At 72.3% G+C, this 12,640-nt stretch carries 12 protein-coding genes; 7 read left to right on the top strand and 5 right to left on the bottom strand.

The features are described from left to right. Nucleotides 1-18: 18 nt before the first annotated feature. The 3 genes from ACE3TA_RS05130 to ACE3TA_RS05120 all read left to right on the top strand — a co-directional run bounded on the left by ACE3TA_RS05130 (nt 19) and on the right by ACE3TA_RS05120 (nt 3,909). The gene (locus tag ACE3TA_RS05130) at nt 19-1,551 is read left to right on the top strand and encodes a N,N-dimethylformamidase beta subunit family domain-containing protein (RefSeq protein ID WP_374571193.1); all 1,533 of its coding nucleotides are present in this window, start codon (nt 19-21) and stop codon (nt 1,549-1,551) included. A gap of 132 nt (nt 1,552-1,683) precedes the next feature. Beyond that, complete coding sequence (locus ACE3TA_RS05125; protein WP_374571191.1) at nt 1,684-2,853, top strand: MFS transporter; 1,170 nt, start codon at nt 1,684-1,686, stop codon at nt 2,851-2,853. A gap of 60 nt (nt 2,854-2,913) precedes the next feature. Beyond that, on the top strand, nt 2,914-3,909 hold the full coding sequence (locus tag ACE3TA_RS05120) for a CorA family divalent cation transporter (RefSeq protein ID WP_374571188.1): 996 nt from the start codon (nt 2,914-2,916) through the stop codon (nt 3,907-3,909). Nucleotides 3,910-3,917: 8 nt separating this feature from the next. Here the strand turns inward: ACE3TA_RS05120 and ACE3TA_RS05115 are convergent, their stop codons facing one another. Next, nucleotides 3,918-4,286, bottom strand: coding sequence for a hypothetical protein (locus ACE3TA_RS05115; protein ID WP_374571186.1), 369 nt, complete (start codon nt 4,284-4,286; stop codon nt 3,918-3,920). A gap of 7 nt (nt 4,287-4,293) precedes the next feature. Beyond that, nucleotides 4,294-4,932: a thioredoxin fold domain-containing protein gene (locus tag ACE3TA_RS05110; protein WP_374571184.1), complete on the bottom strand. Its 639-nt coding sequence runs from the start codon at nt 4,930-4,932 to the stop codon at nt 4,294-4,296. 166 nt (nt 4,933-5,098) lie between these two features. Here ACE3TA_RS05110 and ACE3TA_RS05105 point away from each other — a divergent pair, with 166 nt between their 5' ends. Together ACE3TA_RS05105 and ACE3TA_RS05100 are read left to right on the top strand one after the other, a co-directional pair. After that, entirely contained in the window at nt 5,099-5,641 is a 543-nt protein-coding gene (locus ACE3TA_RS05105; protein ID WP_374571181.1) for a hypothetical protein, read from the top strand. A 34-nt stretch (nt 5,642-5,675) separates the two neighbouring features. Further along, nucleotides 5,676-6,317 (top strand): NADAR family protein, encoded by a 642-nt coding sequence (locus ACE3TA_RS05100; RefSeq protein ID WP_374571179.1) that lies wholly within the window; start codon nt 5,676-5,678, stop codon nt 6,315-6,317. On the opposite strand, the gene ACE3TA_RS05095 is transcribed toward ACE3TA_RS05100, so the two are convergent. After that, a complete protein-coding gene (locus ACE3TA_RS05095) occupies nt 6,314-6,733 on the bottom strand; it encodes a hypothetical protein (RefSeq protein WP_374571177.1) in 420 nt (139 codons plus the stop codon). The genes ACE3TA_RS05100 and ACE3TA_RS05095 overlap by 4 nt on opposite strands. Before the next feature lie 101 nt (nt 6,734-6,834). Next, a complete protein-coding gene (locus tag ACE3TA_RS05090) occupies nt 6,835-7,152 on the bottom strand; it encodes a hypothetical protein (RefSeq protein WP_374571175.1) in 318 nt (105 codons plus the stop codon). Nucleotides 7,153-7,323: 171 nt separating this feature from the next. Here ACE3TA_RS05090 and ACE3TA_RS05085 point away from each other — a divergent pair, with 171 nt between their 5' ends. Together ACE3TA_RS05085 and ACE3TA_RS05080 are read left to right on the top strand one after the other, a co-directional pair. Next, nucleotides 7,324-8,106, top strand: a complete 783-nt coding sequence (locus ACE3TA_RS05085; protein WP_374571173.1) for an SDR family NAD(P)-dependent oxidoreductase — start codon at nt 7,324-7,326, stop codon at nt 8,104-8,106. Nucleotides 8,107-8,349: 243 nt separating this feature from the next. Further along, nucleotides 8,350-10,941, top strand: a complete 2,592-nt coding sequence (locus ACE3TA_RS05080) for a PAS domain S-box protein (protein ID WP_374571171.1) — start codon at nt 8,350-8,352, stop codon at nt 10,939-10,941. A 6-nt stretch (nt 10,942-10,947) separates the two neighbouring features. Here ACE3TA_RS05080 and ACE3TA_RS05075 read toward each other — a convergent pair whose 3' ends face one another. Next, on the bottom strand, nt 10,948-12,639 hold the full coding sequence (locus ACE3TA_RS05075; protein ID WP_374571169.1) for a response regulator: 1,692 nt from the start codon (nt 12,637-12,639) through the stop codon (nt 10,948-10,950). Nucleotide 12,640 lies beyond the last annotated feature (1 nt).

Genomic DNA, 12,640 nt, shown 5'->3' with positions numbered 1-12,640 from the left:
CTCGCGAGGGGAGAAAGCATGCTGGCCTGCTATACCGACCGTCTTAGCGTACGCCCCGGCGAGCGCTTTTCCCTGCACGCCTCGGCGCGCGGCGGCCCCTGTTCGCTTGAGGTCGCCCGGGTGGGCGCCGGCCGCGAGGTGGTGCTGAGCCGCGAGGGGATCGCCGTCGGCGACCACCCCGCGCCCGAGCACGTGGATCGCGACGGCTGCGGCTGGCCCGCCTGCCTGGAGGTCGAGGTCGGCCAGGACTGGAAGAGCGGCTACTACGACATCGCCCTGACCGACGCGGCCGGCGAAACCACCCACCACTTCGTCTGCGTCAAGCCGCCCGTCGGCGAGCGCCGCGCCAAGGCGGCCTTCGTCCTGGCGACCAACACCTACCACGCCTACAACTGGTGGGGCGGCGCCAACGCCTATTGCGACGTGACCACCCTGATGAGCGGGCGCGCCAAGCTGGCCGAGGCCATGCAGGGCGCCATCGGCGTGCTCTCCAGCCGCCGGCCCTTCGTGCAGAACATCATCGCCGCCCCGGAGGACGCGCCGCGCCTGGTCAACATGCGCAAACGCGGCTTCGAGGAGCGTCCCTGGGCCGCGGATCCGGCCTGGATGCGCGCCCACGCCGCCTCGCCCTACGACGGCTCGGCCGGCTTCCTCAACAAGTGGGAGCACGCCTTCGCCGCCTGGGCCGAGACCGAGGGCGTGGCCCTGGACTACTTCATCGACCACGACCTGGACGCCGAGCCGGACGTGCTGACGGGCTATTCGGCCGTCATCGCCGTCGGCCACAGCGAGTACTGGTCCGGCCCGCAGCGCGACCAGGTCGAGCGCTTCGTCGACGCCGGCGGCAAGCTCGCCATCTTCTCGGGCAACACCGCCTTCTGGCGCGTGCGCTGGGAAGACGGCGGCGACACCCTGATTTGCCACAAGTGGCGCGGCTTCCAGGCAGAGCCCGACGCCGGCGCGAACGGCACGCACCTGTGGTCCCACCCCGCCTTCGGCCGGCCCGAGGCCGAGCTCACCGGCCTGTCCTTCCTGTTCGGCGGCTACCACCGCCTGGGCATGTGCGTCTCGCGCGGCCAGGGCGGTTTCACGGTCTACCGCGACCGCCACTGGGCGCTGGAGGGAACCGACCTGTTCTACGGTGACGTGGTCGGCGGCGACATCCCGCTGCTGGGCTACGAGAACGACGGCTGCCGCTTCGAGTTCGGCGACGACGGCCTGCCCGCGCCGATCGCCGCCCTGGGCGTTCCGGCCAACCTGGAGATCATCGCCCTGGCGCCCTGCGCCTTCGGCGAGGAGCCGGACCGCGGCTATGCGCCGATCGTCCCGCCCGAGCAGCTCGATGTCTGCGCCCAGATCGTCTACGGCGACGCCAGCCCGGCCTCGCAGCAGCGCATGCTGCGCGGCCACACCGCGATGGCCGCCTTCCGCCGCGGCGAGGGCGAGGTGTTCAACAGCGGCACGACCGAGTGGGCCCACGCGCTGAAGGCCGGCGATCCCTTCATCGCCCAGATCACCCGCAACGTGCTGCGCCGGTTCGGCGCGCTCTAGGTCCTTGAGCGCGCGCCTGCCCGCTTTCGGCGCAATTGACGCCCCGAACGCGCCGGAAAGGATTTTCGAGCCCCCTCGCCGGCGCAGACAATAATAGCATTCGCTATCTAACGGCGAACCACAGGAGCGCCCATGAAGGTTGACGCACATTCGGCGCCGGCTTGGATCGGGGCGCGGCCGACCCTGGCGCAGAGCGCCGCGGTCCTGGCCATCGGCGTCGTCGGCGTGATGATCGCCGGCCTCCAGCCGCTGCTGCTGGGCGAGCTGCAGCACGAGGCCCGGCTCACCGCCAGCCAGATCGGCCATGCGGCCACCGCCGAGCTGATGACCATGGGCCTGACCCTCGCCCTGGCCGGCGCCTGGCTCGCGCCCGAGCGCCTGCGGCTGATCACCGCCGCGGCCGGCGCGGCGCTGGCGGCGGCGAACCTGGCCACCCTGCAGGTCAGCGGCGAGATGATCACCCTGGTTCGCGGCGTGGCCGGCGCGCCAGAGGGCCTGTTGGTGTGGGTGACGATCAACCTGATCACCCGCGCGCCGCGGCCCGAGCGCTGGTCGGGCCTGTTCCTGACGCTGCAGACCCTGGCCCAGCTCGCCATGGCCTCGCTGCTCACCGCCTTCGTCGTCGGCCGCTACGGCGCCAACGGCGGCTTCATGGCCCTCGCCGGACTGGGCGTCGTCGCCGCGGCCTGCAGCCTGGCCGTGCCGGGCCGCTTCCTGCGCCTGCCCCGCGCCGAGGAGGGCGGCCTGTCCCCGCCCGCCGGCTGGGCCGCGCTCGGCGCCTGCTTCCTGTTCCTGGCCTTCATCGTCGGCGTGTGGGTCTACGCCGAGCCCCTGTCGCGCCAGGCGGGCCATGCGCCGGCCGTGGCCGGGACGGCGGTGTCGATCTCCCTGGCCTGCCAGGTGCTCGGCGGAACGGCCGCCACCCTCCTGGCCGGCCGCGTGCGCTGGTTCTGGGCCGTGGTCGTCTGCGGCGTGGCCGACCTGGGCCTCTTGGCCGTCTTCGCCAGCCTGCCGCCGCCGGTCCTGTTCCTGGCGGGCTGCGGCGCGTTCGGCTTCCTCTGGCTCTTCGTGCTGCCGTTCTTCGCGCCGATGGCCATCGAGGCCGACCCCAGCCGGCGCGCGGCCGTGCTCCTGGGCGGGGCCCAGCTCCTGGGCTCCAGCCTCGGGCCGCTCTTCGCTTCGTTCCTGGTCAGCGACGCCGAAACCCGCGGCGCCCTGGGCTTCGGCGCCGTGTGCCTGATCCTGGCCATGGGCCTGATGGCGGGCCTGCATCTGCGCCACGGACGCGCCGCCCGCATCTGAGCCGGGCGGCTGCGCCATCGGCTTCGCGGAACTGTCACAAACTGCGGCTAGCCCTGCGCCATGCCGATCAGCGAGGAATGGGCGGGCCCGGCGCATGGCGTGATCTGCGCCTACCGTTTCCTGGACGGCGCACCGCAGCCGCTTGGGCCGGATTTCGTGCCGGCGGCCGAACCCGCCGGCGCCTGGACCTGGACCCACCTTCGCCTCAGCGACGTGCGCGCGCGCGGCAAGCTGACCGAGACGCCCGGCCTGCCGGCCGAGGCGCTGGAGCTGTTCGCCGAGGGCGAGCCGCGGGTGCAGATCTCCCAGGTCGACGGCTGGGTGATCGGCGCCCTGCCCGATCTGCAGCGCGATCTCGCCGGCCGCCCCGGCGAGGAGGGGCGGCTGGTCTTCGCCTTCGACGCCTGCCGCCTGATCACCGGGCGGGTCTACAGCCTGCACGCCGTCGACGACCTGCGCCGCGCCGTCGACAAGGGCCAGCGGCTGGAGAGCCCCGTGCACGCCCTCGTCGAGCTCGTCGAACTCTACGTCGGCCTGATCGAGGGCCTGCTCGACGACCTCGGCGACGAGCTCAGCGGCATCGAGGACTACGTGCTCGCCAAGCCGCAGCACCCGCACGAGACCCGCCTGGCCGCCGCCCGCCGCGAGATCGCCCGCCACCGCCGCGAGCTGCAGGCCCTGCGCAGCGTCCTGGCCCGCGCCCAGGCCGGCCGCCATGGCCGGCGCATCGACATGCTGGCCGACGCCTTCGTCGAGGGGCTGGCCTGGATGGAGGACGTGGACGCCGAGGCCGCCGGCCTGGCCGAGCGCGGCCGGCTGCTGCACGAAGAGATGGACACCCTGATCAACAGCGCCACCAACCGCAACATGGGCGCGCTGACGGTGATCTCCACCCTCCTGATCCCGCCGACGCTGATCACCGGCGCCTTTGGCATGAACGTGCCGGGCCTGCCCTTCGAGCATTCGCGCTTCGGCTTCGTCTGGGCCTCGGCGGTCTGCGTCGCGGTGGTCGGCGCCGCGCTGCTGCTGCTGCGCCGGATGCGCGTGCTGGGCTAGCCCCCGCCTCAGCTCCCCGGATTGATCGCCATGAGGTTCGCGCCCGTGAGCGCAATGTCCGCCAGCACGGCCGCCCCGCCTAGCGACAGGACGAAGAGCCGCGCGCCGCGCATGAAGGCCAGCAGCGCCAGCGCGATCGCCACGCAGGCGGCGAGGGCGGCGTACTGCGCCCTCTCCATCCAGACCCGGCGCGCCTCGCTCATCGAGTGCGGGTCCAGCACCAGGGGCCCGAGCGCCACCGCCGCGACGAACGGCGCCAGCAGCAGCAGGGCCCAGACCAGCCGCCGCCGCATGGCGGGGTCATGCCGGGGAAAGGTCATCGCGGCCCCGGCCAGGCAGGCCAGGAACAGCGCCAGATAGGGGGTGAAGCCGATCACGGCCGGCTCACGTGCACGGCTGGTCCATGGGCGCCCGCGACAGCGCCAGCCCGTCCGCGTCGTGGTTCGCCATGGGCGAGACCTTCGCGCTGTCAGCGCCGCCCGACAGCAGTCGGCGCAGCAGCTTGGCCATCTCGGTGTCGCCATAGAGTCCCTCCATCCGCCCCCGCTCGCGAAGCATGTTCGGATCGGGCTCCAGGATGGCGACGGTCGGGTACTTCTTGATCCCCAGCGAATTGGCGATCGTCGCCGCGCCCTTGTCCACGCTGGCCTCCGAATAGGCGAACACCGCCTGGCCGGACAGGGCGTTGACGTTCGGACAGGTCAGCGCCTGGGCGATCATGTCGCCGCAGTAGCCGCACCACCGCTCGCCGAAGACCAGCACCATCGGCTTGTGCTCGTCCAGGGCGCGCTTGTAGGCGAGCAGCGCGTCGTCGACGTACCAGCCGATCCGGCGGCCGGGCACCCCGTCGCCGCTCTGCACCAGCGCCGTGCGCGGATTGAGCGCCTGGGGATTGGGCTCGGCGGCCAGGGCTTGCGGCAGGCCGGCGAACAGGAAGGCGAAGATCACCAGGGCCGCCGTGACCGCCCGCCGCGCCCGCGCCGCGGGCCCGCATCGATTCAGGAATACGCTGACAGCCTGCATCATTGCTCTCCAATGATCAGCCGGACGCGCTGACGTCGCATCGTGGTGAAGGACAACCTGATATTGGCCCCGCCGGCCGCGTCCCGTCCAGCCGCTTTGCGGACACGAGCGCCTGAAACGGTCTAGTCTGGCCCGCCGGCGGCGGCCGGCGCGGCGGACGCAAGCCATGGCCGTGGGATGGTTCGGATCGCTCTTTCGACGGCGCGGCCTCGTCGGCGCGCCACTGGAGGCCGTGCGCGGCGCCGCGCTCTTCGGCTGGTTCTCGTTCACGCCGGACGACGAGGCGCCCGACCCGTCCGGGCGCCTCGTCCGGTTCCGCCCCGAGGGGCCGGCGTTCCGGGCCTTCGTCCTCCTCACGGCCGGGCTCGACGCGCGCGGACACATCGCCTGGCTGGAACTCGACCTCGGCCCGCCGATGCTGAGCGGCGCGAACCGGCCTTTCGGGATCGACTGCGTGAAGAGCTTCCTTCGCGCGCTCGGCCCGGATCAGGCCGCCGACCGGCGGCTGGCCCCTCTGGTCGCGGCGCTGGAGGCGCGGATGGGCGGCCCGGCCTCCGCGCCCGGCGCGCTCCGGCCGGACGCTGCCCGCGCGCTCGGCGTGATCCTGGGCGAACCGGGCGACTGCGAGGTGCGCCCGCCGGGTCTGGCCGTTTCGTTTCGGCGCGCGGCTGGCCAGGGCGGGCTTGCGATCCGCGCGCGGCCGCGTTGAGCTGGCCCCCTGCGGTCTGTGAGGAGGAGCGGTCGTGCGCGTGCTCTTCAAACGGGGATTGCTGATCCTCGCGCCCGACGACGATGACGACGGCGCCGAGATCGCGCGCTTCGGCGAGGCGTGCGAGGGCCACGTCTTCCGGATGATGCACTCCGGCGCCGGCGTGCAGTTCATCGACCTCGGCCCCGAGGACGAGGCGCGCAACCTGCCGCTCAACATCACCTCGGCCTCGCCGCCGCCACTCGACCTGATCTCCAACTTCGCCGCCGCCCCCTTCGCGCTGGACGGTCGGCGCTACGCCAGCGTCGAGAGCTTCTGGCAGTCGCTCAAGCCGTCCGACCCGGCCGAGCGGGACCGCCTGGCGGCCCTGCCGGGCGCCGAAGCCAAGCGCGAGGGCCAGAGGCTCAAGACGCCGCCTGTGTTCGACTACGACGGCGCGGCGATCCGCAGCGGGACCGCCGACCACTGGGGGCTCATGCAGCGCGCCTGCGAGGCCAAGTTCGCGCAGAACCCGGCGGCACGGCAGGCGCTGGCGTTGACCGGCGCGCGGCCGCTCGTCCACAAGGTGCGGCGCGACAGCCGCGTCATTCCCGGCGTGGTCATGGCGGAGATCTGGATGAAGGTGCGGGCCCGCATGGCCGGGAGCGCCGACGCGCCGGGCGGCGCCGGGGCCTAGTTCGAGGCCGGCTGCGGATCGTCGAACATCGAGGGCGGCTTGGAGACCAGCCGGTCGGACGGCTGCGGCTCGCGCGGCCGCGACTGCGCCAGATAGTCCTGCTGCTCCTGCTTCAGCTTTTCCAGCTCGTCCTGCGCCGCGCTTCCGCCGGGATGGGCGGCCTCGTAGCGGTTCATCTCGTCCATCTGCGCCTGGCCGGCCTGGATCTGGCTGTCGCTCGCGAGAGGGGGCATGGGCTCGGGCTGGGCGACCTTGCCGGCGGCCCCGATCATCGCGTTCTGCTGGCTACGGCTGAAGCCCATGCGCGCCAGGCCGTTGGAGCGGTGCTGGTTGAGCAGATAGGCCGCGCCGCCCACCAGGACGGCCAGGTAGACGAACGGCGCGATGACTTTCCAAACCTTGGCGATGCTGCTCATCGGACGAGGCTCCTCCGGCGTCAGATGGAGACTGGTTGCGCGTAACCATACTCGTTCAACTTCTGCTGGCGTGACTCATCAAGATTGCGCGACCGCGCCGCCTAGCGCCGATCCGGCTTGACCGCGGGCCTGGCCGGTGGCGGGGCGGCCTCGTCCGGCCAGGGACAGACCGGAACGGTCTCGCCGGGCTTCAGCGGCCCGATGTGCTCGCGCACCGCCTGGTAGCCGGGATCGGACGGGGCGTAGCGCAGCATCCCGTCGCCATGCAGGCCGCCGGGCCCCTCGGCGGTCAGGCGCAGCACGACGGCGCCGTCCGCCTCCAGCCTCGCCACGCCGATCGCCGGGCAGTCCCCCGGCTTTTCGGCGGGCGCCGCGGCCAGGACGGCGGCGCTCAGGACCAATGGCGCGATGGGCGTCATGCCGCCTCCGGTCTTTCGCCCGCCGGCCCTCGGCGCCGGCGGCAACGCCCCCATGGAGCCGCCGATCGGCCTCCAGGTCCAGCCGCTTTGCGCGCCCGCGGCCGCGCCTCTCGACTTCCCCGACGGCAGAAAGGCTGAAGAAGGCGCGGATAGGTTTTCGGAGACGTCCCCATGAAACTCGACAACACCATCTCGGCCGTCATCACCGGCGGCGCGTCGGGCCTTGGCGCGGCCACCGCCCGGCGGCTGGCCAGCCACGGCGTGAAGGTCGCCCTCTTCGACCTCAACGAGGAGCAGGGCGAGGCGCTCGCCAAGGAGCTCGGCGGGGTGTTCTGCAAGGTCAACGTCACCTCCAGCGAGGAGGTCGACGCGGCCTTCGCCAAGGCCCGCGCGGCCAACGGCCAGGAGCGCATCCTGGTCAACTGCGCCGGCGTCGGCGGCGGGGCCAAGACCGTCTCGCGCGACAAGGAGACCGGCGCGGTCAAGGAATACCCGCTGGAGAACTTCGAGCGGATCATCCAGGTCAACCTGATCGGCACGTTCCGCTGCATCACCAAGAGCGCGGCCGGCATGCTCACCCTGCCGGTGCTGGAGGACGGCGACCGCGGCGCCATCGTCAACACCGCCTCCGTCGCCGCCGAGGAGGGCCAGATGGGCCAGGTGGCCTACACCGCCTCCAAGGCCGGCATCGTCGGCATGACGCTGACCATCGCCCGCGACCTCTCCAGCGAGGCGATCCGCATCAACACCATCCTGCCGGGGATTTTCGACACCCCGCTGCTCGGCCGCGCGCCCGAGCACGTCAAGGCGGGCCTGGCCGCCTCTGTGCCCTTCCCCAAGCGCCTGGGCGATCCGGCCGAGTACGCCCAGCTCGCCGAGACCATGATCGTCAACGGCTACTTCAACGGCGAGGACGTGCGCCTGGACGGGGCGATCCGCATGGCCCCGCGCTAGGGGCGCCTGCCGCGGCGGCGCGGGTCCTGCGCCGCCGCCTCCCCGCGCCGCAGCGCGCAGCGGTTGTTGATCACACTCATAAGCTGTTGCAATCTCACGAGATCGAGGTGATTCCCCGCGCTCAGGCGAGGGAACATCGCGGTGGGGAAGGAAGCGCATGATCCATGATCGCCGCGCTCTGATCTCGTCTCTTGCGCCGCGCGCGAGATCGCCGGCCGACGGCCGCGGACCGGCGGCGCGTCCATGACCATCGCCGGACGCATCACCCTGTCCACCGTCGCCGTCATCCTGCTGACGGCCCTGGTCCTGGCGCTCGCGGTGGACTTCGGCATACGCCGCTCGCTCACGCGCAGCGAGTTCGAGCGCCAGCAGGCGTTCGCCGAGCGCCTGGCCGCCGACCTCAACGGCGACGTGCGCGGCATGCGCGAGGACGCCGCGGCCCTGGTCCTGGCGACGCCGGCCGCGGAGCTGCTGACGGCGCCCGGCGGCGCCCAGCGCGACCGGGCGAAGGACGAGGTGCTGCGCGCCTTCCGCGCCGAGCTCGCCGCCAAGCCGAGGTACCTGCAGCTGCGCATCATCGGCGAGGCGGACGGCGGGCGCGAGGTGGTGCGCGTCGAGCGCTCGGGCGAGGGCGAGCCGGTGCGCACGGTCGCCGACGCCGACCTGCAGCCGAAGGGCGACAGGCCCTACTTCACCGACACCGTGTCCCTTCCCCAGGGCGGGATCTACGTCTCGCCGCTCGAGCTCAACCGCGAGCACGGCCAGGTGCAGACGCCGCACATGCCGGTCGTGCGGGCCGGCGCGCCGGTCTATTCGCCGGACGGCCGCGCGATCGGCGCCCTGGTCGTCAACGTGGACATGCGCAGCGCCCTGGAGCACCTGCGCGCCGGCGCGGCCGACGGCGCCTATCTGGTGGACACCAAGGGCGACTACCTGATCCTGCCCGACCGCAAGCGCGACTTCGGCTTCGAGCTCGGCCCGGCCAAGCGCCTGCAGGACGACTTCCCCGGCCTGGCCGCCGTGCCCGCCGCGGCGAAGCCCCTGTCCATGGAGATCAAGGGCCCCACGGGCGAGCAGCTCGTCGTCGCCGCCGCGCCGGTGTCCCTGGGCGGCGGCCCGCGCGTGGTGGTGGTGACCATGACGCCCTCCGACCGGGCGGCGGCGACCACCGGCGCCGGCCGCGCGATCGTCATCGCCTCGCTCTTCGCGGCCCTGCTGGGCGCGGTGGCGGCCGTCCTGGTGGCCCGCAGCGTCAGCCGCCCGCTGGTGCAGATCACCGAGGCGGCCAAGGGCTTCATGAAGGCCGGCGACCTGGACCTGCCCAAGCAGCGGATCGGCGAAGTCGGCGTGCTGGCCGACACGCTGGAGCACATGCACGCGACCATCCGTGAGCGGACGGCCGCACAGCAGCGCCTGGCCGCCATCGTCACCTCCACCGACGACGCGATCCTGAGCAAGGACCTGAGCGGCCGCATCACCAGCTGGAATCACGGCGCTGAGGTTCTGTTCGGCTACGACGAGGCCGAGGCCGTGGGCCAGCCGATGTCGCTGATCATCCCGCCGTCGCTGGCGGACGAGGAACGGCGCCTCGTCGAGCGGATCGGACGCGGGGAGCGGATCGAGCACTTCGAGACCCGCCGTCAGCGGCGCGACGGCTCGGAGGTCGAGGTCTCCGTCGCGCTCTCGCCCCTGCGCGACGCCCAGGGACGGATCGTGGGCGCCTCGTCGATCAACCGCGACATCACCGAGTTGCGCCGCGCCGCCGCCGAACTGGCCCAGCAGGAACATCGCCTGCGCCAGGTGATCGACGCCTCGGCCAGCGCCATGCTGATGGTGGATAACGAGCGCACCATCCAGCTCGCCAACACCCAGGCCGAGACGCTGTTCGGCTATCCGCGCGAGGAGCTTGTCGGCCAGAAGATCGAGATGCTGGTGCCGCCGGCGCACCGCGGCGAGCACCCCGAGCACGTCAGCGGCTTCTTCGCCAAGCCAGAGGCCCGCGCCATGGGGTCCGGCCGCGAACTCTTCGGCCTGCGCGGCGACGGCTCGGAAGTGCCGGTCGAGATCGGGCTCAACCCGATCGAGATGGCCGAGGGCGTATTCACCCTCGCCTCGATCATCGACATCACCGAGCGCAAGCGCCACGAGGACGAGCTTCGCCGCAGCAACGCCGAGCTGGAGCAGTTCGCCTACATCGCCTCCCACGACCTGCAGGAGCCGCTGCGGATGGTGGCCAGCTACACCGAGCTCCTCGCCGCGCGCTACAGCGGCAAGCTCGACGAGAAGGCCGACAAGTACATCCACTACGCCTCGGACGGCGCGCGGCGGATGCAGCAGCTCATCACCGACCTGCTGGCCTATTCGCGCGTCGGCTCACAGGGCAAGCCGCTGGCGCCGGTGGATTCCCAGGCCGTGGTCTCCGGCGTCGCCGAGCTGTTCACCGCCCGCCTGGAGGAGCTCGGCGGCGAGGTGGAGGTCGAGAACCTGCCCCTGGTGATGGCCGACGAGGGCCAGCTTCGCCAGCTCTTCCAGAACCTGATCGGCAACGCCATCAAGTTCCGCGGCGAGGCCCCGCCCAAGGTGGTCGTCACGGCGCGGCGCGAGCGCGGGCGCTGGGCCTTCTCGGTCAAGGACAACGGCATCGGCCTGGACATGCGCCACGCCTCGCGGATCTTCGACATGTTCCAGCGGCTGCACGAGCGCGGCAAGTTCGAGGGCAGCGGCATCGGCCTGGCGATCGCCAAGCGGATCGTCGAGCGCCACGGCGGCCGGCTGTGGCTGGATTCCGAGCCCGGCAAGGGCGCGACCTTCTTCTTCACGCTGCAGGCCGCCTGACGCGGCTCAGGCCTCGCGGCGCATCAGGCTCAGGACGCGATCGCACAGCTCGGCCGACATGTAGGGCTTGGCGATGATCTCCAGCCCCTTGGCCGCGGCGTCCTTCACAGAGTCGCTGTGGCCCGTGGCCAGCAGGATCGGCAGCTCGGGAAAGCGGCTGCGCACCTCCTGCGCCAGCTCGATGCCGTTCATCCCGCCCGGCATGACGATGTCGGCCAGCACCAGGTCCACGTCCTCGCCGTCGTGCAGCAGCTCCAGCGCCTCCTTGGCGCGGTAGGCGAGCCGCACGGAGAAGCCGTGATGCTCGAGCATCTGCGCCGCCACGTCGGCGACCTCGGCGTCGTCGTCCACCACCAGCACCTTGCCCGTGGCCATGTCGATGTCGGCCTCGGCGCGCTCGATCCGCCGCGTCGCCGGCTCGGCCGCGCCGTCGACGGCCGGCAGGTAGAGGCGCACGGTCGCGCCGCGCCCCGGCACGCTTTCCACGTCCACCGCCCCGCCCGCCTGGCGGGCGAAGCCGTGCACCTGGCTGAGCCCCAGGCCGCTGCCCGCGCCCACCTCCTTGGTCGTGAAGAAGGGGTCGAAGATGCGCGGCATGATCTCGTCGGCGATGCCCGGCCCGGTGTCGGTGAGCTCGATCATCACGTAGCGGCCGGCCAGCCCCAGGCGCTCGTCCTCGCGCTCCACATTGGCCGCGGTCAGCTTCAGCACCCCGCCCTCGCTCATGGCGTCGCGCGCGTTGAACGCCAGGTTCAGCGCCGCCAGCTCCAGCTCGGTCGCGTCCACCTCCACGCGCCACAGGTCGGCCGGGATGTCGGTCTCCACGCGGATGTCGCTGCGCAGGGAGCCGGCGAACAGCATGGCGATGTCCTCCAGCCGCCGCGAGGGCTCGATCACCTCCGGGCGGACCATCTGCTTGCCGGCGAAGCTCAGGAGCTGGCGGGTCAGGCTCGCGCCCCGCTCGGCCGCCTGCAGGGCGATGGTCAGGCGCCGGCGGCCGCGCTCGTCGGTGGCCGTCTGCAGGGCCATCTCGATGCTGCCCATCATCACGGTGAGCAGGTTGTTGAAGTGGTGGGCGACGCCGGCGGCCAGGCGCCCGGTCGCCTGCAATTTCTGGGTCTGCTGCAGGGCGTGCTGCGCGCGCTGACGCTCGGCGGTCTCGGCCGACAGCTTCTCATTGGCGTCGCTCAGCGCCTGGGTCCGCTCGGCGACCCGCCCCTCCAGCACGGCGTTGGCCTGGCGCAGCGCCTCCTCGGCGGTCTTCTGCGCCCGCGCCAGCTCGGCGCGCATGCGCTCGCGCTCCTCGGCCTCGCGCCGGTCGACCAGCGCACGCGTCACCGCCGGGCCCAGGCGCTTCAGCCGATCCTTCAAGAGATAGTCGGTCGCGCCCTGGCGGATGCACTCCACCGCCGCCCCGTCCTCCAGCGAGCCGGTGACGACGATGAACGGGATCTTCGCGTCCCTGCGCTTCAGCTCGCCCAGCGCCGCCAGGGCGTCGTAGCCGGGCAGGGAATAGTCGGCCAGGATCACGTCGAACCCGCCGTCGGCCAGGCCCTTGTCGAGCGCGCGCACGTACTCGCGGGCGTTGGCCGCGGCTCGCCAGTCCGGCATGAATCCGGATTCCTCCAGCTCGTGGACCACCAGTTCGACGTCGGTCGAAAGGTCTTCGAGGATCAAGACGCGCAACGTGTTGGTCATA

The sequence above is a fragment of the Phenylobacterium sp. genome, from assembly GCF_041916435.1.
GTDB lineage: Bacteria > Pseudomonadota > Alphaproteobacteria > Caulobacterales > Caulobacteraceae > Phenylobacterium.
The sequence above is the reverse complement of the archived record's forward strand: the minus strand, read 5'-3'. Positions and strand labels throughout refer to the sequence as shown.